The sequence below is a fragment of the Streptomyces sp. NPDC102270 genome, from assembly GCF_044766405.1.
GTDB lineage: Bacteria > Actinomycetota > Actinomycetes > Streptomycetales > Streptomycetaceae > Streptomyces.
On the sequence record NZ_JBIWLX010000006.1, the window covers coordinates 181513 to 199567 of the forward strand.

Here is an 18055-nt window from a genome sequence, read left to right on the forward strand (position 1 = left end):
ACCCTCGCCTCGCCCCGACGACAGGAGCCCCGTGTCCCGCCCCGCCCCACGGATGCACCTACCGCCCTGGCTCGCGCACGCTCTCCGTGCTCAGCGGGGACCGATTCCCTGGAGCGCCGTGGTGCGGGGAGCCTTGTCCGCCGGGCCCCTCCTTCTCGCCGCCGTCCTCGTCGATCAGACCTCCCTCGGTGTCGTCGCCGCCATCGCCGCCATGCTGGCCGGGATCAACGACCGGCCCGGGAGCCGGCGGGTCTCCGTGAAGAGGATCGGGGTGCCCGCGCTCGCGGGTGCGGTCGGCATGGTCGTCGGGACGTATGCGGGGGAGTACGTGGGGGCCGTGCCCCTCACCGTCGTCCTCACCCTCGTCGGGCTGGTCGCCGGCGGTATCAGCGCCGTCGGGCCCGTCGCCTCAGGGGCCGGTACGCAGGTGCTCGTCGCCTCGGCGATCGGGGCGGGCATGCCGTTGCCGGAGGAAGGGTGGCTGCGGGCCCTCGCCTATCTCGGCGGGGCCTGCTGGCTGCTCGGGCTGCGGCTCGTGCTGCCCACCCCCGGTGCCCTCGCCGGGGACTTCCGGTTCGACGGCGAGCGGGAGGCCGTCGCCGAGGTGTACGACGCCGTGGCCGACCTGCTCGCCGCAGCGGGCACCGAGCACGCCATCGCCCGCCGCGTCGCGCTCACCGCCGCTCTCGATCACGCACAGGACGCGCTCGCCGGGCCCCGGCTGCGGCGGTACGCCAGCTCGGCCGCCGAGCGGCGGCTGCACGCGCAGTACGCGGCCGCGCTGCCGCTCGCCGAGGCCGCCACCGCCCTCGCCTGGGCGGAGGAAGCGGTGCCCGGACGGGCCGCCACGGGGCCCCGGCGGCTCGCCGCCGCCGTACGGGAGAACACGCACACCGGGCCGTTGCCCGCGCCGGGCCGCTCCGGGCCCGCGCTGCGGGCGCTCGACGACGCGTTGCTGCGGGCCGCCGAGGCCTTCGACCGCGGACGGGGCGGGGATCTGCACACACGCCGGCTCACCGTGCGGGACCTGGTGCGGTCCGTCTTCGGGGCCGGCGGGCGGGAGTACGGGCTGCGGGTCGCCCTCTGCTTCGGGGCCAGCGCCGCCGTGGCCCAGGCCCTGCACCACTCCCACTGGTACGGGGAGCACCAGCACTGGTACTGGCTGCCCGCCACCGCCGTCTTCCTCGTCAAGCCCGACCTCGGACCGCTCGTCTCCCGGGTGCTGTGCCGGGCCGCCGGGACCGTCCTGGGCGCACTGGTCTTCGCCGGGTTCGCGCTCGTGCTGCCGCGGCCCGAAGGGCTCATCGCGCTCGTCGCCGTCAGCGGGGCCCTCATCCCCGTGGCCACCCGGCACTTCGCCGCGCAGACCGCCGTCGTCACGGTCCTCGTCCTGGCCCTCGTGATGGTCGGCGGCGAGCCGCAGGCCTCCGCCGGCCGGATCACCGAGACCCTGCTCGCCTGCGCCATCGTGCTGATCGTGGGGCATCTGCCGATGCCGGGTCAGCGGGGCGGGGGAGTACGGTCCCGGCTGGCCGCGGCGGGCGGGGCGGCGCAGGCGTACCTCGCGCACGTTCTGCGGGAGACCGAGCGGCCCGTCCCCCGAGGCGCCGGGTCCGCCGTACGAGACACCCGCACCGAGGACACGCCCACCGAAGACACCCGCGCCCTGCGCTGGACCCTTCGGCGCGAGGCCTACCGCGCGCTCGCCGAGGCCCGTACCGCCATCGCCCTCGCCGCCGCCGAACTCCCCTCGCTCGCCCGGCATTCCGAGGGCGCCGACGAGATCGTCGCCGTGCTCGAACGGATCGTCGACACGACCACCGCGTGCGCCGTCCACCTCGACGACTCCGGGCGGCTCACCCCCGAACAGGTCCACCGGCTCACCGAACTGCTCGACGAACTCGGCCGGCTCGACGGGGGGCGGGGGCGCGTGGAGATCCGGCTGCCCGAAGTCCCCCTCGCCGGTTAGGAGTTACACCCGTACCCACACCGGGGCGTGGTCCGAGCCGGGCGTCCCCACCCGCTTGCGCGGATCCTCGTCCACCGACGGCAGTACGAGGGTGTCGTCCCGATGTTCGGGCAGACCCGTCCCCGCCTCCGCGATGCGGCGGGCCAGACGGTGGCTCACCAGGACGTGGTCGATCAGCTCGGGGCGCCCGAAGTCGACCCGGGAGAAGCGCCGTTTCTCGGGTATGCAGGGGGCGATGTCCCACAGCCGGAACGGATCACCCGCGTCGGGCTGGTGGAACGCGCGCGGTCTGTCGAGCTCAGAGCCGGGCGGGCCGAGCAGGATCTGTGTGGTGGCGGCGTTCACCACGTCGTTCATGTCACCGAGGACGATCACGTCCCGTTCGGTCCCGGCGCCTTCGAGCAGGAAGTCCGCGAGGGCGCGCAGGGTCGTCGCCTCGGCCGCCCGCCGGTAGAGGGCGTACGCTCCGTAGCGGGCCCGTTCGACCTCGTCCTCCGGCTGGAATCGGCTCCTGCCCTCGGGGCCCGGATACGACAGCAGCTTCGACTTGAGCTGGGCGACCGCGACCTGGAGCACCCCGTGCCGGCGTCGGTCTCCACGGCGAGGAAGCCGCGGCTGGTCTCTTTCACCTGCACGTCCTGCACGTCCTGCACGTCCGGCTCGTCGGGGTCGTTGACCTGCACGGGGCGCAGCCCGTCCGCGAACGCATGGGTGTCCCGCCGTATCCGCAGCGGGGTACGGCTGAGGAAGCCGACGCGGATGCCCCGGTGGTCGGCGTGCCGGGACAGCGCGGTGTGCCACTGCCCGCCGATCGCTTTGACGAGGTCGGCGAGCGTCTCCTCCTGTCCGACCTCCTGGACGCCCAGCAGCGCCGGGTCGAGCGCGGTGATCACGGAGGCGAGGGCCTCCACTTTCCAGCCCGTCCACGACCTCGCCGCGACCCTCGTCCACAGCGCCCGCTCCTCCGACGTCCGCACAACGATCGTCGACGGCCGTGTACTGATGCGGGACCGGCAGCTGCTGACCATCGACGTGGACGCGGTGGTCAGGGAGTTGGGCGAGCGGATGCCCACGCTGCTGGACCGCAGCCATGGCAGACGGATCCAGGACTACAACACCTGAAATCCGGCCCCCGAAGAGCGCTTTGGCGCCAACTGACGGTGACCGCGGGGACACTGCAGGTCGGTTCACGCTACACAGGAAAGCCGGGACTCGTCTGTCCGAGGGGGCCGGCAGGGTGGAACTGACGATCAATGTCGCGGTGTTGCTCGCTGTCATCGTCTTCGTGCGGATTCGCCGCCGCGTGCAGGCCCGAAGCCGCTCCGACCAGTGGCTGACCGTGGCCATCGTGCTCGTCCTCGGCATCCTGGTCGCCCCGACCGCCTTCGGCCAGGGCGTCCTGGACGTCGTGGGCCAACTCGCGCAGGGGGTCACGGCGTCGGGCAGTCCGTGATCGCGCCGGCACTGGGCAGATCCGCACGGGCCCTGCTGAGGGCCGTCTCGACCAGCCGTACGACGTGGACGCCCGCCTGGATGGTCACTCTCGCTGCCGCCCGCGCTCGACGCCGACCTGCCGCGGATCCGGTCCATCGCCGACCGCTCCCCGGTGCGCTCGGCGACCATGGATGACCGACCTCATCGTGCGTGGGTCGTCGGGGAAGCGGTCGTGGGGATGCTCGGTTTCCGCACCCTGCGGCTCGGAAGAAATCTCTCCGACAGCGATGAGTTCCGCCCCTCCCCACGGTCACCACCCCTGACGGACCGTTGCACAGGAGGGACCCCATGGCGTTTCCGGAGATCGTCTCGCGGGACGAGTGGCGCGCGGCGCGCGAGGAGCTGCTGGTCAGGGAGAAGGCGGCCACGCGTGCGCGGGACGCACTCAATGCCGAGCGGCGCAGACTGCCCATGGTCGAGGTGGAGGAGGAGTACGTCTTCGAGGGCGGCGACGGCAAGGCCACCCTGCTCGACCTGTTCGAGGGACGCGGCCAGCTCGTCGTCTACCACTTCATGTTCGCGCCGGAGTGGGACGCGGGCTGCCGCAGCTGCTCCGCCTTCCTGGACCAGATCGGGCACCTGGCCCATCTCAAGGCACGGGGGACGACGTTCGCGGCCGTGTCGAGAGCGCCGTACACGAAGATCCTGCCGTTCAAGGCGCGGATGGGATGGACCGTGCCCTGGTACTCGTCCTGCGGCAGCGACTTCAACCGCGACTTCGAGGCCACCGTGGACATCGAGGGGGAGCCGGCCGAGCGGCCCGGCGTCAGCTGCTTCCTGCGCGACCGCGACCGGGTCTTCCACACCTACTCGACCCATGACCGCGGCCTGGACGGACTCGGCTCGACCACCAGCTTCCTCGATCTCACCGCGCTGGGACGGCAGGAGGAGTGGGAGGAACCCAAGGGGCGTGCGTCCGCTCTGGGGGCGCCTGCGGGGAGCGCACGCATCCGGTATCACGATGAGTACGAAGACTGACACATTGAGTTAGTAAAGTGACCGTTGAGTAATCAAACTCTCACGCTTCGCGCTGAACTCGTGTCAACTACGTCTCAGTACGGCAACTCACCGAGGCTTTTCGGCCCCGGAAGGCGTTAACTCCTACAAGCGCTCCTACGGGGAGCGCAACGCTTTCTGGAGGTGCAGGGTGGTGAACGGGCGAACAGTGCTCGAACGCTTTCCCGCTGGCGGGCCGCGTGGATCGTGGCCGGCGGAGGAGTTCGCGCAGGAGAGGCGTCTCGAAGGACTGCCGGCCGAGGTTGTCATGGACCTCGCGACCGACACGTTCCTGGTGATCGTCCGCAGCGGAGAGGCAGCGATCGACGCTGTCGCATGAGGTCAGCCCGCCTCCTCGGCGGGCACCTTTGCCGCGAACTGCTCGGCCTGGAGCGTATACAGCTCCGCGTAGACACCACCGGAGGCCAGGAGCTCGTCGGGCGTGCCCGACTCCACGAGCCGCCCCTGCTCCAGGACGTGCACCAGATCCGCGTGGCGTACGGACGCCAGCCGGTGGGTGATCAGGACGACCGTCTGACCGGTGCCGGCCAGGGCGCGGATCTTGTCGAAGACCTCCAGCTCGGCCCGGGCGTCCAGGGCGGCCGTCGGCTCGTCCACGATCAGGATGCGCCCGCGCCGGTACGCGGCCCGGGCGATTCCGAGCCGCTGCCACTGCCCGCCCGAGAGCTCGTGTCCGCCGCTGAAGTTGCGGGCCAGCAGCGTGTCCAGGCCGCGCGGCAGATCGGCCAGCACCTCCGCGGCCCCGGCCTCCACGACCGCACCGGACACCCGTTCGTCGGTCAGCGGCACCGACGAACGGCCCACCGCCACATTGACGCGGGCGGTGAACGGCCACCGCTTGAAGTCCTGGGCGACCATCGCCACCCGCTCGGCGAGCAGCTGCCGGTCCGCGTGCGCCGCGTCCACGTCGTCCCACAGGATGCGGCCCCGGTCCGGGGTGTACAGCCCCGCGAGCAGCTTCACCAGGGTGGTCTTTCCCGAGCCGTTCTCACCGACCAGTGCGACGATCTTGCCGAGCGGCAGGGTGAGCGTCACGTCGTCGAGCGCGGGGCGGGTCGTGTCACCCGGGTAGCCGAAGGTGACGTTCTCGAAGCGGATCTCGCGCGGATCGTCCGGGAGCGCGGCCCCGCCCGCCGGGATCGCCCACTTGGCCCCCTCCTCGTGGAGCCGCTGGAGGTCGCCGACGAACAGGGCCTCCTCGTGCAGCGTGTTCATCTCGATGACCAGGGTGTTCAGACTCTGTGAGCCGGTGCGCACGGCGATCACGGCCGTTCCGGCCACCGACAGGGCCATCGCGCCCCCCAGCAGCAGTCCGCCCAGTGTCGCGTACGTCGCCACCGTCGCCAGGCCGGTCCAGGCCGCCGCGATCAGCCCCGTGCGGGCCGCGAGCCGGGCCAGCCGGGCCTGCTCCGCCTCCGCCGTCTCCGCCATCGCGCGGTAGTGCCTGAGCAGGAACGGGCCGACGCCGTGGACCCGGATCTCCGGCGCCGACTCCGGCTCGATCAGCAGGGCACCGAGCAGCCGGCCCGCCCGCACGTGCTGCACCCAGGTGTGGAAGGACTCGTACTGGCGGCGCGCGATCGTCAGCGCGCCCCAGCCGCTCGGGATCGTCATCGTGACCAGCAGCGGCAGCAGCGCGGGGTGCAGCACGGTCAGCACGCCCGCCGCCGCGATCAGCGAGATCATCCCGTTCACCACACGTATCGCGAACGAGATCATCCGGCGGGCCGACGTGGCGCCGTACTGCGCGGTGTCCAGCAGCTTGTGAAAGGCGTGGTCCTCGATCGCGGCCAGCTCCACGGTGGCCGCCCGCTCCAGATACCGCTCGGTCGCCACCCGCTCGACCTTGGGCTCAAGGCGTCCCGTGGCGAACGTGGACGCCGCCCGCAACAGCGCCCCCACGAGCAGGACGGCGGCCATCGTCACCAGAGCGGGCACGGTACCCCGCAGCCGGTCCTCCAGCGCACCTGTGCCGATCAGCCGCCCCAGCACACTGTTGACGGCGAGCAGGCTCACGGCCTGCGTCAGTCCCCGGCCGACCTCGGCGACCAGCACGATCCGCGCGGCCTGCCGGTCGGCCTGCCAGGCCAGCCGGAGACTCCCCGACAGCAGCGACGGCAACCGCCCCACCATGGCCCGGAACCCCAGCTCCAGAAACGCGTCGGAGTGCGAGTTCCACCCCGCGTCGTACCGCAACGGCCCCCCGAAGAGCAGCCGCTCCGACTCGGAGACCCCGGGCTGCTCGGTGCCACGCCGTTTCCCCACCGCGGACCTCCCCCGATCGTGGACGGGGCAACTATGGCGGGGTGGGCGGTGGGGAGGGAGGGCGCAGAGGAAGGTTTCGCAGCACGCGCGGGCGCACACTTTCGAGCGCCGGGTGCGGTGACCCACTCAGGGGCGCGGGGAACTGCGTGACAAGCCCCCACTCGGCCGCACTCGGAAGACGACCTAACCAGCAGAACTGACCGGCCGGGACCAGGCAGGAGTGGTCCCCGTCAGCCGGCACAACGCCAAGTACAACGGTATCGGCGATGTGTACGGCAGCGTCCCCTCGCCCCGACGCACCAAAGCGGGTGCCACCGGGGCGTCCGGAACAACCGCCCCGGTGGCGTACTGGGCAGGCGCGGGCCACTCGAGCGCGTAGTCGGAGTCGGCGGGGACGAGCCACCACCAGTGCGTGGCATCGGTGTACACGCACCCGACCCGCGGCAACCGGGACGCCAGCTGCTCGCCCAGCCGTACGGGCACTCCCACGGCGTCGCAGCCCAGCGGCACCGTCATCCCCTCCGGCACGGTCAGCTTGTGAGGCGTCCCCGGCGTCCCCGGCGTCCGCAGTCCGCGTCCGAGGCGGACCAGCGTGTCCAGGGTCAGCACCTGGCCGCCGGAGCCGCTGCTCACGCCCATCCGCCCGCGCCCCCGGCTCCGTGCTCGCGAGCTTCCCCCTCGGGCACGGCTCTGTGATGCTCCTCGGCCTCGTCCCCCGGGCCCGGCTCCCCGGAGGGAGTCGGCTTGGGGCGGGCCCCCCACCCCAGGTCGTTGCGCGGGCCGGGGTCCTCGCGGGGCACGTCCGCCTTGCGCGGCAGCTCCGCCCAGACCAGCAGACCCGGGCCGTGCTCATGGGCGCCCCACGCGTGACAGAGGGAGTCGACGAGGAGCAGTCCCCTCCCGTGCTCCTCTTCGCCGCGCTGCGGGGACGGGTGCGGTTGACCCGGCGCGCAGCCCTCGTCACGTACGGCTATCCGCACCAGGTCGTCGTTGTCGTGCAGCTCGCACACCACACGGCTGCTCGCGGTGTGCACGATGGCGTTGGTCACCAGCTCGGAGACCACGAGGGCGGCCGAGTCGCAGGTGTCCTCACAGACCGACCAATGGGTCAGCCGCGCCCTCGTCAGGCGTCTGGCCTGCGCGGGAGAACCCGGATGCGCGGCCAGCTCGAAACGGAACCGGCGCCGGGCGGCGGCCCTGTCGGGCCCCGGTCCCGCGACACCGAGACCCTGGGGGTGGCCTTCGGTAGCGTCTGTTCCTAAGGGCGGGGACGGAATCACGCTTGCCACTATCGCCCCGTCGTGAACACTTGGCAAGTGTCACTCTGAAAAATGCAGAGTGCTGTGTGACGCGGTGAGGGGCCGTGGCACACTGCTCGCAACAGCATGTTGAGCGGCGCCAGTTGGGATCACCGGAGATCCGTACGCAGCGGTATTTCGCACCCGTACAAATCTTCGAATCAGGTCTTCGAATGGCGCCGCTGGGCTGTCAGCATGCTGGTGGCCGTGATGCCCGTACATGACGTCGACGCCCGTACATGACTCAGTGGAGGTGGAGCGTGAGCGAACCGCGGTCCGCGCCGACGGTCGGCCAGGTCGTCCTCGGTCGGCGCCTGCTGGACCTGCGGGAACGCGCCGGGCTCAAGCGCGAGGAGGCCGCCCGCATCCTCCGTGTCGCCCCCGCCACCGTCCGCCGTATGGAGATGGCCGAGGTGGGGCTCAAGATCCCCTACCTCCAGCTGCTGCTGAAGGCCTACGGGGTCTCCGACCAGGAGGCCGAGGACTTCGTCCAGCTCGCCGAGGACGCCAACCGGCCCGGCTGGTGGCAGCGCTTCCACGACGTGCTGCCCGGCTGGTTCTCGATGCACGTCAGCCTGGAGGGAGCGGCCGCGCTCATCCGCGAGTACGAGCCGCACTTCGTGCCCGGTCTGCTCCAGACCGAGGACTACGCGCGTGGCGTCCTGCGCTCGGGCGCCATCGGCCAGACCAGCCCCGAGGACATCGAACGCCATGTGGCCCTGCGCATGGAACGGCAGGGACTGCTCACCCGTCAGAACGCGCCCCGGCTGTGGGTGGTCATGGACGAGACCGTGCTGCGCCGCCCCGTCGGCGGCCCGGAGGTGATGCGTGCGCAGATCGACAAACTGCTCGAGGCAACGAAGCTGCCCAATGTGACGCTCCAGGTCGCCCCGTTCGCCAACGGGCCGCACCCCGGCACGTACGGGCCCTTCGTGCTCTTCCGATTCGCCGTGCCCGAACTTCCGGACATGGTCTACAGCGAGTACCTGACCGGCGCGATCTATCTGGACGCGCGCGTCGAGGTGGCGACCCACCTCGAGGTCATGGACCGCATGGCGGCACAGGCCGCTACGGCACATCGCACGAAGGAGATCCTCCGGGATCTCCGCAAGGAGCTGTGAATGAACCGCATCAAGCCATGCCTCGCCGTCTACAACGGCATGCCCGCCCGGGAGCTGGGGAGCGAGGGCTGGCACAAGCCGTGGAGCGGTGGCAACGGCGGCAACTGCCTGGAGGCGATGAAGCTCGCCGACGGCCGGATCGCCGTGCGCCAGTCCACCGATCCGGACGGACCGGCGCTGATCTACACCACCGACGAGATGACCGCGTTCATCGAGGGCGCGAAGGCGGGGGTGGCCGACTTCCTGCTCTCCTGACCGCAGTGCTGAATTGCCCGGTAGTCACTTAAAGATTGAGATGAACACCATCAAGCCGCATCCCGCGCGGATGTACGACTCGTAGCTCGGAGGCACACTCACAACCTTGACGGCCCACCCGGCGCCAGTGCCCCGCACAGCGCCTCCAGCGCCGCTCCGTAGGCATGCTCGGAAGGTGTCGCGTACCCCACGACCAGACCGTCGTGGGCCGGCATGTCCGTGTCCGGGTGGCGGAACTCCGCGAGCCCGTCGAGCGCGACCCCTTGGCGGACCGCGGCCTCGACGGCGGACCGTTCGCTGCCCGGCGGCAGCCGCAGCACCGCGTGCAGCCCCGCCGCGACCCCGCTGACCTCGATGTGCGGCGCGTGCTCGGCCAGCGCGGCGACGAGCCGGTCCCGGCGGCTCCGGTAGCGCTGTCGCATCCGCCGTACGTGACGGTCGTAGGACCCGGAGACGATCAGGTCGGCGAGGGCCAGCTGGTCGAGCACGCTCGCCCAGGCCTCGCGCTCGCCCTTGGCCGCGAGTACGTCGCCGACGTACCGCTCGGGCAGCACCATCCACCCGAGCCGCACCGCGGGCGACAGGCTCTTGCTGACCGAGCCGATCAGGATCACCCGCTCGGGATCGAGGCTCTGCAGGGCGCCGACGGGCTTGCGGTCGTAGCGGAACTCCCCGTCGTAGTCGTCCTCCAGCACCACCGCGCCACGCGCGCGTGCCCAGTCGACCACCGCCGCCCGGCGCTCCGCGTGCAGCGGACCTCCGGTGGGGAACTGGTGGGTCGGCGTGAGCAGTACGGCCCGCTCGCGGGCCAACCGGTCGACCCGCGCGCCGTGTTCGTCGAGGGGGAGCGGCACGGTCCGTACGCCCTCGGCCGCGAGCAGCTCCCGGTGGAAGGGCAGTCCGTACGCCTCCACGGCGAGCGGACCGCGCAACACCCCGAAGAGCAGCCGCAGGGCGTGGGCGAACCCGGAGCAGATGACGATCCGGTTCGGTTCCGTCCGCACGCCACGCGCGCGTGCGAGGTATGCCGCGAGAGCCGCCCTCAGCTCCGGCCGTCCTGCGGGGTCGCCGGGACCGAAGACCTCGTTGGGTGCCCGGTTGAGTGCCCGGCGGTAGGAGGCCAGCCAGGCGGACCGGGGGAAGCCGGAGACGTCGGGGGTGCCTTGCCGGAGGTCGTGGCGGGCGGTACGCGCACGGGGCCGGTGCACGGGCTCCCCCGCGTGTACGGCCGGCTGGAGCGGCCCGGTCCGTTCGGCGACGCGGGTGCCGGAGCCCTGGCGGGCGGTGAGCCAGCCCTCGGCGACGAGTTCGGCGTAGGCGTCGGCCACCGTGTTGCGGGCCAGGCCGAGATCGGCGGCGAGCGAGCGGTAGGGCGGCAGTCGGGTCCCCGGGGCGAGCCGCCCGCTGCGTACGGCGTCCCGCAGCGCCCCGATGAGCGCGGCCCGTCTGCTCCCCGGACCGGAGAGTTCCAGGTGCAGGTCGGAGCCGATCCGCTCCGCGTAATTGACCCATGGTTCCGCCACGGAAATGCACCCTACAGCCGGTCTTTCCGCCCCGTAGGTTGATTGCATGACCACGACGAACACGCACGTGACAGGTATGGCTCGACTGAACCTCGCCAAGGCCGCCCCGAAGGTGTTCCGGGCTCTGGTCGGCTTCGACACGGCGGCGCGTGAGGGCCTCGATCCCGCTCTCGTCGAGCTGATCCAGATCCGCGCCTCCCACCTCAACCACTGCGCGTACTGCCTCCACATGCACACCAACGACGCCCGCAAGGCCGGCGAGTCGGAGGACCGCCTCCACATGGTCCCGGTCTGGCGCGAGGCCCGCCATTTCTTCACGGAGAAGGAACAGGCGGCCCTCGCCCTCACGGAGGCGGTGACGCTGGTGGCCGACGGGGGAGTCCCCGACACGGTCTACGCGCAGGCCGCGGCTGTTTTCGACGAGCAGGAACTGGCCCACGTACTGTCCCTGATCCTCACGATCAACACGTGGAACCGGGTGGCCCTGGCCACGGCGAAGGTGGCGGGGACGGACGAGCGAGGGTGAGTGGGCGGGGGTTCGGTGGGTGGGTGGGGTCGGCGTATGGAACTTCCCTGCCCGGGATCCTCCCGTGCCGCCTTACACCGTCATCGGCCGGTCGTACGGCCCGATCGGCGCCGGCAGTCGTGAACTCCCCGTCAGGTAACGGTCGACCGCAGCCGCGACCGCCCGCCCCTCCGCGATCGCCCACACGATCAACGACTGCCCCCGAGCGGCGTCCCCCGCGGCGAACACCCCCGGCACGTTCGTGGCGAACCCCGCATCCCGCGCGACCGTCCCCCGAGGCTCCATCTCCAGGCCCAGCTGCTCCACGAGCCCGTCCCCCCGATCCGGCCCGGAGAACCCGAGCGCCAGCAGCACGAGGTCGGCGGGAAGTGTCCGCTCCGAGCCCTGCACCGGGCGCCGCACCGCGTCCACCTCGACGAGATGCAGCGACCGCACATGCCCGTCCTCGTCCCCGGTGAAGCGCAGCGTCGACGCCGCGAACAACCGCGCGTCCGCATCGGCCGAGGGCGACGTCTCCAGATCACGGGCTTCCTCGTGCGCCGCCGACAAGCGGTAGATCTTCGGGTAGGTGGGCCACGGCTCGACATCCTCGTCCCGCTCGCTCCCCGGTTGGGCGTAGATGTCCAACTGGGTCACGGAGGCGGCCCCTTCACGCACCGCGGTCCCCAGACAGTCGGCTCCCGTGTCACCCCCACCCACGATCACGACATGCTTCCCGGCGGCCGACATGGGGGACACCGCCAGTTCCCCCTCGCACACCCGGTTGGCCAACGGCAGGTACTCCATGGCCTGCTGGACCCCGGCCAACTCCCGTCCCGGCACGTCCAGTTCACGCCATGCCGTGGCCCCCGTGGCGATCACCACCGCGTCGTACCGCGTCCGCAACTCCGCCGCTCCGACATCCCGCCCGACCGCCGTGGACGTACGGAACTTCGTCCCCTCGGCCCGCATCTGCTCGATCCGCCGCTCAAGATGGCGCTTCTCCATCTTGAACTCGGGGATGCCGTACCGCATCAGCCCGCCGATCCGGTCGTCCTTCTCGTAGACGGCGACGGTGTGCCCCGCCCGCGTCAACTGCTGTGCCGCGGCGAGCCCGGTCGGCCCCGACCCGATCACCGCGACGGTCCGCCCCGAGAGCCGGTCCGGCGGTCGCGGTGGCGTGAACCCGAGCTCCCAGGCCCGGTCCGCGACGGCCGCCTCGACGTTCTTGATGGTCACAGCCGGCTGGTTGATGGCGAGCACACACCCCGCCTCGCACGGCGCCGGACACAACCGACCCGTGAACTCGGGGAAGTTGTTCGTCGCGTGCAGCCGGTCGGCGGCCTGCCGCCAGTCCTCCCGCGAGATCAGGTCGTTCCACTCGGGGATGAGATTCCCCAGCGGACACGCCTCGTGGCAGAACGGGATCCCGCAGTCCATGCAGCGGTCCGCCTGCTTGGTGATGATGGGCAGCAGTGCCCCGGGGACGTACACCTCGTCCCAGTCCCGGACCCGCTCCTCGACCGGCCGACGGGGCCAGTCCTGGCGCGGGGTGGTCATGAATCCCTTGGGATCGGCCATGGCCGTCTTCCTCGCTCACGCTGGTGACGCTGACGCGTCCGACATGGCCGAGCGTCATCGGGCGGCACTCCTGCGGAACTTCTTTCGGCCACGATACGACTCCTCGGCCACTCGCGCAGAGTGCCGGGTAATCCGTCGGGACAGCGCTTTCGCCAGGTTCCGCGCGCTCACGTGAGGGCCAGTACGTACGCCAAGGCCGCCGCGCCCGAGGCGAGTGCGCGGACGTGGTTCCACACCGTCCACTCGCGCACGTACGCCGGCCAGTACGCCGTCGCCTCCGGGGTGCCCGGGTCCAGCCCGAGCAGGGCGTCGTTGCGGGGCACGTTCGCCACCATCGTCAGCCCGAACGTGCCGAACAGATACAGCGCGCTGCCCACCAGGAGCTCCACGGTCCCCTCGTCCGGCCACAGCACGAACGTCACCACCGCGATCACCGCGGACAGCACCGCGGAGCCCGCGAACAAGGCCATGAACGGCGGCCGCACCGCGCTCACGTTGATCGCGTTCATGGCGGCGACGCCCTGCGCGGGCGGCAACGCGGCGAGCGCCCTCATCACGAACGTCGAGAACGCGCAGAACACCCCGGCCACCAGCCCGGTCCCGAGCACCCCGAGCACGACCAGCACGAAGTAAGGCCCATCGATCATCTCAACACCAGCTCCCGCCTCCGGCCCAGCACCACCCGTCCCCACCAGTGAATCCCGCCCCCGCCCCTCCAACCATGGCCATTGCGCGCACCCCCATAAGCAACCGTCCATCCTGTGAGGGGGTGGGTGTCGTGGTCGGGAGCGTCAGCCCGCCTCCTCCCGCACCACCATCCCCAGCCCTCGCCACCCCCTCAGTACCGCCTCCACCCGCCCCGAGATCCGCCGCCGCGCCTCGTGCCGTGCGACCCCGTCCATCAGCAACGCGTCATACGGCGTGTCCACATGCCGCACGGACGCCACCACCGCCGACACCACCGCCCCCTCCGACAAGGCCCGCCCCGCCGCACTCCGCCCCACCCGCCCACTGCCTCGCAGGGACGCATGCGAGGCGATGGCCCGCGCCCGCTCCTCTGGACACCCCGGAAACAGCCGCGCTATCTCCGCAGCGAACGCCTCCGCGAACCGCACGTCCTCCACGGCCCGCCGCCGCGCGTCCCGTACCCGCCGTCTCCGTCGTGCCTCCGCGTCGGCAAGGCACCGCTCCTCGGCCCGCGCCAGCCCCGCCTCCTCGACGAGGACACCCTGCCGCTCGTAACGCCCCTTGCGCCGGTTGAACCGCACGACGACCGCCGACAGCGCGCTCTCCTCCCGCGACCGACGCGTGAGCGCCGTGTCCCCACGCGGCAGGAACACCAGGTGTCCGAGGTCGGCGCAGTCGAGACACCGCGGCGCCCCGCCCTCCACGACGAGCAGTGGCAACGGCCCGCCCCGGCACTCCGCACAGTGCCGCCTCCGCAATGGCTGGACAACGACAAGTCCGCCACGGTCCGGGGGAGTCGCGAGGCCTGTCATGAGGGGTTCATTCCCCGACCACACCCCTCTCCGCCACCCGCGTGCAACGCGTCCTCGACGTCGGCTGACGCATCATGGCCGTGTGCGACTCGAAGCGATCACCTGGGACCGGCTCGGCGAGCGGCTGGCCGACCGACTCCTCGACCTGAAGCCGGCCGACGGCAGCCCCTGGCCCCGCGTCGCCCTCGACGGTGCCCCGGCAGCCCGCCCGGGCGAACTCGCCCAACGGATCGGTGAGGCCCTGCGGATACGTGGCCGGCCTTCGCTCGTCGTCGGCATGGAGGGCTTCCTGCGCCCGGCTTCTCTCCGTTTGGAATACGGCCACCACGACCTGGAGGCCTACTACGACGGCTGGTTCGACACCGGCGCTCTGTGGCGCGAGGTCTTCGGCCCCCTCGAACCCGGTGGCGACGGCCGACTCCTGCCCGACCTGTGGGACCCGGCCACCGACCGCGCCACCCGCAGTCCCTACGTCCATCTCCCGCCCGGCGGCGTCCTGTTGCTCCACGGCCCCCTCCTGCTGCGCCACTGGTTCCCCTTCGACCTGACCGTCCACGTCCTCCTCTCCGAGGGCGCCCTTCGTCGCCGTACTCCCGAGCCCGACCACTGGACCCTTCCCGCCTACGAGCGCTACGCCGACGAGACCGACCCGGCCGGCACGGCCGACGTCCTGGTCCGCGCCGACGATCCCCGCCACCCCGCGTGGACCGGCTGATCCTGCGGATCGGAGGGCCGACTCGGCGCTGCTGAGGCCGGGCGCCGTTGCCCTCGGGTTCCGGGTGCGGGCCACCGGTGGCGCGGCGAGAATGTAGGGCGCCGGGACTTGCGGTGCCGTCCGCGCCGCGCCGGCCGTCCGGCACCGGGAGGTACTCCATGACCACCGCCGGAGACATCATGCACCGGGGAGCCCAGTGGATCCCCGCCCACGAGACCCTCGACCGTGCCGCCCAGCTGATGCGTGAACTCGGCGTCGGAGCCCTGCCCATCAGCGACGCGAACGAACGGCTCTGCGGCATACTCACCGACCGCGACATCGTCATCGGCTGTGTGGCCGTGGGCCGCGACCCGGCCGAGGTGACCGCCGGTGAGATGGCTCAGGGCACGCCCCGCTGGATCGACGCGGGCGCCGACGTGGCCGACGTCCTGCACGAGATGCAGGCGCACCGGATCCGCAGGCTCCCCGTCATCGAGAACAAGCGTCTGGTGGGCATGATCAGCGAATCCGACCTGGCCCGGCACCTGACGGACGAGCAGATCGCCGGCTGGGCCGAGAGCGTCTACGCGCGCTCCTCCACCACCCACTGACCCTTCCCGCGGACGGACCCGGTCACAGCCAGCCGTTGCGCCGGAAGCCGCGGTACAGCACACCGCAGGCGACGACTATCACGCCCATGACCAACGGGTAGCCGAACGTCCAGTGCAGCTCGGGCATGTGGTCGAAGTTCATGCCGTACACACCGCAGACCATCGTCGGCACGGCGATCACCGCGGCCCAGGCCGTGATCTTCCGCATGTCCTCGTTCTGCGCGACCGTCACCTGCGCGAGGTGGGCCTGAAGGATCGAGTTGAGCAGTTCGTCGAAGGCGGCGATCTGCTCCTTGGCGCGCAGCAGATGGTCCGAGACATCGCGGAAGTACGCCTGTATCTCCGGGGCGACGACCTGGATCGGCCGGGTGGAGAGCTCCTCCAGCGGGCGGCTGAGCGGGGCCACGGCCCGCTTCAGCTCCAGGAGTTCACGCTTGAGCTGGTAGATGCGGCCCGGGTCGACCCGCGCGCCGTTGTCCGCGAAGACCGCCGTCTCGACCAGGTCGATGTCCGACTGCAGGGAATCGGTGACGTCCAGATAGTCGTCGACCACATGGTCCGCGATCGCGTGCAGCACCGCGGCCGGTCCCTTGGCGAGCTGCCCGGGGTCGGACTCCAGCTCCTCGCGCAGCGGGCCCAGCGACCCGTGGCTGCCGTGCCGCACCGTGATCACGAAGTCCTCGCCGACGAACACCATGATCTCGCCGGTGTTGACCACCTCGCTCGTCGCCGTGAGTTCTTCGTGCTCGACGTAGCAGACCGTTTTGAATACGGCGAACAGCGTCTCGCTGTAGCGCTCCACCTTCGGGCGCTGATGGGCCTCGACCGCGTCCTCGACGGCCAGCGGGTGCAGGTCGAAGAGGTCCGCGATGCCCTCGAACTCATGGTCCGACGGCTCGTGCAGGCCGAGCCAGACGAAACCGTCGCGGCTGCTGCGCACCCGCTCCACGGTGTCGACCAGATCACCGTCGACCGGGACGCGGGCCCCCTCCTTGTAGGTCACGCAGTTGACGACCGAGGTGCCCAGCGGGGAGCGGGCGTGGTGGCTCAGGTCGACGCGCGGGCGCCGCCGGGCCAGCCGGGCCACCTTGCGCAGGCCGCCGACCCTGCCGAGGCTCGTGACCTTTCGCAGATTCCCTGCCATGGACATCTGGATCTCCTCGCGTGGATCTCCGTGCGACGCGTTTCTGCGTCCTGGCGCGCCAGTTTGCCAGGTCGGCGCAAGCCCCGGGTGAGCCTGTGGACAGGGGAGGTTCCGCTTGGTTCCCGCCTGTGGAAAACCGGTCCGCACCGGCTTCGGTGCCGGTCGCCCGACCGACGGACGGCATCTCTGTCTTCGTATCTGTCTTCGTAGGAATCGCGTCGTCCGCTTCGGACCGCCCGACGACTGGGATCATCGCGCCATGACACGACCCGACGGGTATCTCCTCGACAACCAGCAGGCGGAGGCGAGGGAGCGCTTCAACGCCTTCGCCACCCTCTTCGACCCCACCACCTTCCGGCACATCGAAGGATTCGGCATCGGGTCCGGCTGGCGCTGCTGGGAGGTCGGCGCGGGCGGCACGTCCGTGGTGTCCTGGCTGGCGAAGAAGGTCGGTCCGACCGGAAAGGTCGTCGCGACGGACATCGACACCACGCTTCTCACAGCGGTCGCCCGCCCGCCGGTGGACGTGCTGGTCCACGACGTGAGCGCCGAGGAACCCCCCGGGGAGGGCTTCGACCTGGTGCACGCCCGGCTCGTCCTGGTCCATGTGCCGGACCGGGAACGGGCCTTGCAGTCGATGATCAACTCCCTGCGTCCCGGCGGCCGGCTCCTGCTGGAGGACGGCGATCCCGCCCTGCAACCCCTGACCTGCCCCGACGAGTACGGCCCCGAGCAGCAACTGGCGAACCGGCTGCGCCAGGGCTTTCGCCGGCTGCTCGCCGACCGCGGTGCCGACCTCGCCTACGGCCGCACCCTCCCGCGCCTGCTCCGCGAGGCCGGTCTGCGTCAGGTCGCCGCCGACGCCTACTTCCCGCTCGCCTCGACGGCCTGCGCCGCCCTGGAGTCCGCCACGATCCGCCAGATCCGCGGCCGGCTGGTCACGGCGGGCCTTGCCACGGACGAGGACATCGACCGCCACCTCGCCAACGTCGCCACCGGCACCATGGACCTGGCCACGGCCCCGCTGATCTCGGCATGGGGGCGCAAGGCGTAGCAGTGGCAGGGGAGCGGAAGTCGGG

General features: G+C 71.4%; 18 protein-coding genes and 2 pseudogenes. 11 read left to right on the forward strand and 9 right to left on the reverse strand.

From position 1 onward, the window contains the following. Window positions 1-52 precede the first annotated feature (52 nt). On the forward strand, window positions 53-1969 hold the full coding sequence (locus ACIRP7_RS13505; protein ID WP_403658420.1) for an FUSC family protein: 1917 nt from the start codon (window positions 53-55) through the stop codon (window positions 1967-1969). A 3-nt stretch (window positions 1970-1972) separates the two neighbouring features. Here the strand turns inward: ACIRP7_RS13505 and ACIRP7_RS13510 are convergent. Next, window positions 1973-2883, reverse strand: a pseudogene (locus ACIRP7_RS13510) (endonuclease/exonuclease/phosphatase family protein); the annotation flags it as partial. Between ACIRP7_RS13510 and ACIRP7_RS13515 the strand changes: the two are divergent. From ACIRP7_RS13515 to ACIRP7_RS13530, 4 genes and pseudogenes are all read left to right on the forward strand, one after another. Beyond that, window positions 2882-3091 (forward strand): annotated as a pseudogene (locus ACIRP7_RS13515) (amidohydrolase); the annotation flags it as partial. The pseudogenes ACIRP7_RS13510 and ACIRP7_RS13515 sit on opposite strands and share 2 nt — an antisense overlap. Window positions 3092-3206: 115 nt before the next feature. Then, entirely contained in the window at window positions 3207-3422 is a 216-nt protein-coding gene (locus tag ACIRP7_RS13520) for a hypothetical protein (protein ID WP_403657587.1), read from the forward strand. A 329-nt stretch (window positions 3423-3751) separates the two neighbouring features. Beyond that, window positions 3752-4441 carry a DUF899 domain-containing protein gene (locus ACIRP7_RS13525; RefSeq protein WP_403657589.1) on the forward strand — a complete coding sequence of 230 codons (690 nt, stop codon included), beginning with the start codon at window positions 3752-3754 and terminating at the stop codon, window positions 4439-4441. A gap of 172 nt (window positions 4442-4613) precedes the next feature. Further along, window positions 4614-4799, forward strand: a complete 186-nt coding sequence (locus ACIRP7_RS13530; RefSeq protein WP_403657592.1) for a hypothetical protein — start codon at window positions 4614-4616, stop codon at window positions 4797-4799. Window positions 4800-4801: 2 nt separating this feature from the next. Here the strand turns inward: ACIRP7_RS13530 and ACIRP7_RS13535 are convergent, their stop codons facing one another. The 3 genes from ACIRP7_RS13535 to ACIRP7_RS13545 form a co-directional block, all read right to left on the reverse strand. Continuing rightward, window positions 4802-6745 (reverse strand): ABC transporter ATP-binding protein, encoded by a 1944-nt coding sequence (locus tag ACIRP7_RS13535; protein WP_403657595.1) that lies wholly within the window; start codon window positions 6743-6745, stop codon window positions 4802-4804. A 183-nt stretch (window positions 6746-6928) separates the two neighbouring features. Beyond that, window positions 6929-7384 carry a hypothetical protein gene (locus ACIRP7_RS13540; protein WP_403657597.1) on the reverse strand — a complete coding sequence of 152 codons (456 nt, stop codon included), beginning with the start codon at window positions 7382-7384 and terminating at the stop codon, window positions 6929-6931. Further along, window positions 7375-8034, reverse strand: a complete 660-nt coding sequence (locus ACIRP7_RS13545) for an ATP-binding protein (protein WP_403657599.1) — start codon at window positions 8032-8034, stop codon at window positions 7375-7377. Before ACIRP7_RS13545 ends, ACIRP7_RS13540 begins: the two co-directional genes overlap by 10 nt. A 269-nt stretch (window positions 8035-8303) precedes the next feature. Here ACIRP7_RS13545 and ACIRP7_RS13550 point away from each other — a divergent pair, with 269 nt between their 5' ends. Together ACIRP7_RS13550 and ACIRP7_RS13555 are read left to right on the forward strand one after the other, a co-directional pair. Next, complete coding sequence (locus ACIRP7_RS13550) at window positions 8304-9164, forward strand: helix-turn-helix transcriptional regulator (RefSeq protein ID WP_352382661.1); 861 nt, start codon at window positions 8304-8306, stop codon at window positions 9162-9164. Next, on the forward strand, window positions 9165-9419 hold the full coding sequence (locus ACIRP7_RS13555) for a DUF397 domain-containing protein (RefSeq protein WP_403657602.1): 255 nt from the start codon (window positions 9165-9167) through the stop codon (window positions 9417-9419). A gap of 98 nt (window positions 9420-9517) precedes the next feature. Here ACIRP7_RS13555 and ACIRP7_RS13560 read toward each other — a convergent pair whose 3' ends face one another. Next, on the reverse strand, window positions 9518-10942 hold the full coding sequence (locus ACIRP7_RS13560) for a PLP-dependent aminotransferase family protein (RefSeq protein ID WP_403657605.1): 1425 nt from the start codon (window positions 10940-10942) through the stop codon (window positions 9518-9520). A gap of 46 nt (window positions 10943-10988) precedes the next feature. On the opposite strand from ACIRP7_RS13560, the gene ACIRP7_RS13565 reads away from it, so the two are divergent. Beyond that, window positions 10989-11468: a carboxymuconolactone decarboxylase family protein gene (locus ACIRP7_RS13565; RefSeq protein ID WP_403657608.1), complete on the forward strand. Its 480-nt coding sequence runs from the start codon at window positions 10989-10991 to the stop codon at window positions 11466-11468. 72 nt (window positions 11469-11540) lie between these two features. On the opposite strand, the gene ACIRP7_RS13570 is transcribed toward ACIRP7_RS13565, so the two are convergent. The 3 genes from ACIRP7_RS13570 to ACIRP7_RS13580 all read right to left on the reverse strand — a co-directional run bounded on the left by ACIRP7_RS13570 (window position 11541) and on the right by ACIRP7_RS13580 (window position 14527). Continuing rightward, window positions 11541-13028, reverse strand: a complete 1488-nt coding sequence (locus ACIRP7_RS13570) for a glutamate synthase subunit beta (RefSeq protein ID WP_403657611.1) — start codon at window positions 13026-13028, stop codon at window positions 11541-11543. Between the two features lie 167 nt (window positions 13029-13195). Then, window positions 13196-13675: a DUF1772 domain-containing protein gene (locus ACIRP7_RS13575; RefSeq protein WP_403657614.1), complete on the reverse strand. Its 480-nt coding sequence runs from the start codon at window positions 13673-13675 to the stop codon at window positions 13196-13198. Between the two features lie 144 nt (window positions 13676-13819). Beyond that, on the reverse strand, window positions 13820-14527 hold the full coding sequence (locus tag ACIRP7_RS13580) for a DUF2293 domain-containing protein (protein ID WP_403657617.1): 708 nt from the start codon (window positions 14525-14527) through the stop codon (window positions 13820-13822). An 82-nt stretch (window positions 14528-14609) separates the two neighbouring features. On the opposite strand from ACIRP7_RS13580, the gene ACIRP7_RS13585 reads away from it, so the two are divergent. Both ACIRP7_RS13585 and ACIRP7_RS13590 read left to right on the forward strand, forming a co-directional pair. Next, window positions 14610-15242 (forward strand): uridine kinase, encoded by a 633-nt coding sequence (locus tag ACIRP7_RS13585; protein ID WP_403657620.1) that lies wholly within the window; start codon window positions 14610-14612, stop codon window positions 15240-15242. Between the two features lie 158 nt (window positions 15243-15400). Continuing rightward, window positions 15401-15832, forward strand: coding sequence for a CBS domain-containing protein (locus ACIRP7_RS13590; RefSeq protein WP_403657623.1), 432 nt, complete (start codon window positions 15401-15403; stop codon window positions 15830-15832). A 22-nt stretch (window positions 15833-15854) separates the two neighbouring features. Here the strand turns inward: ACIRP7_RS13590 and ACIRP7_RS13595 are convergent, their stop codons facing one another. After that, window positions 15855-16982 carry a magnesium and cobalt transport protein CorA gene (locus ACIRP7_RS13595; RefSeq protein ID WP_403657626.1) on the reverse strand — a complete coding sequence of 376 codons (1128 nt, stop codon included), beginning with the start codon at window positions 16980-16982 and terminating at the stop codon, window positions 15855-15857. Between the two features lie 253 nt (window positions 16983-17235). Here ACIRP7_RS13595 and ACIRP7_RS13600 point away from each other — a divergent pair, with 253 nt between their 5' ends. Next, entirely contained in the window at window positions 17236-18030 is a 795-nt protein-coding gene (locus ACIRP7_RS13600; RefSeq protein WP_403657629.1) for a methyltransferase domain-containing protein, read from the forward strand. Window positions 18031-18055 lie beyond the last annotated feature (25 nt).

Excerpts from the sequence above, each read along its gene's own strand:
- ACIRP7_RS13505 (WP_403658420.1), top strand. The coding sequence starts at position 53 with ATGCACCTACCGCCCTGGCTCGCGCACGCTCTCCGTGCTCAGCGGGGA.
- ACIRP7_RS13525 (WP_403657589.1), top strand. The coding sequence starts at position 3,752 with ATGGCGTTTCCGGAGATCGTCTCGCGGGACGAGTGGCGCGCGGCGCGC.
- ACIRP7_RS13540 (WP_403657597.1), bottom strand. The coding sequence starts at position 7,384 with ATGGGCGTGAGCAGCGGCTCCGGCGGCCAGGTGCTGACCCTGGACACG.
- ACIRP7_RS13555 (WP_403657602.1), top strand. The coding sequence starts at position 9,165 with ATGAACCGCATCAAGCCATGCCTCGCCGTCTACAACGGCATGCCCGCC.
- ACIRP7_RS13565 (WP_403657608.1), top strand. The coding sequence starts at position 10,989 with ATGACCACGACGAACACGCACGTGACAGGTATGGCTCGACTGAACCTC.
- ACIRP7_RS13570 (WP_403657611.1), bottom strand. The coding sequence starts at position 13,028 with ATGGCCGATCCCAAGGGATTCATGACCACCCCGCGCCAGGACTGGCCC.
- ACIRP7_RS13575 (WP_403657614.1), bottom strand. The coding sequence starts at position 13,675 with ATGATCGATGGGCCTTACTTCGTGCTGGTCGTGCTCGGGGTGCTCGGG.
- ACIRP7_RS13580 (WP_403657617.1), bottom strand. The coding sequence starts at position 14,527 with ATGACAGGCCTCGCGACTCCCCCGGACCGTGGCGGACTTGTCGTTGTC.
- ACIRP7_RS13590 (WP_403657623.1), top strand. The coding sequence starts at position 15,401 with ATGACCACCGCCGGAGACATCATGCACCGGGGAGCCCAGTGGATCCCC.
- ACIRP7_RS13595 (WP_403657626.1), bottom strand. The coding sequence starts at position 16,982 with ATGTCCATGGCAGGGAATCTGCGAAAGGTCACGAGCCTCGGCAGGGTC.
- ACIRP7_RS13600 (WP_403657629.1), top strand. The coding sequence starts at position 17,236 with ATGACACGACCCGACGGGTATCTCCTCGACAACCAGCAGGCGGAGGCG.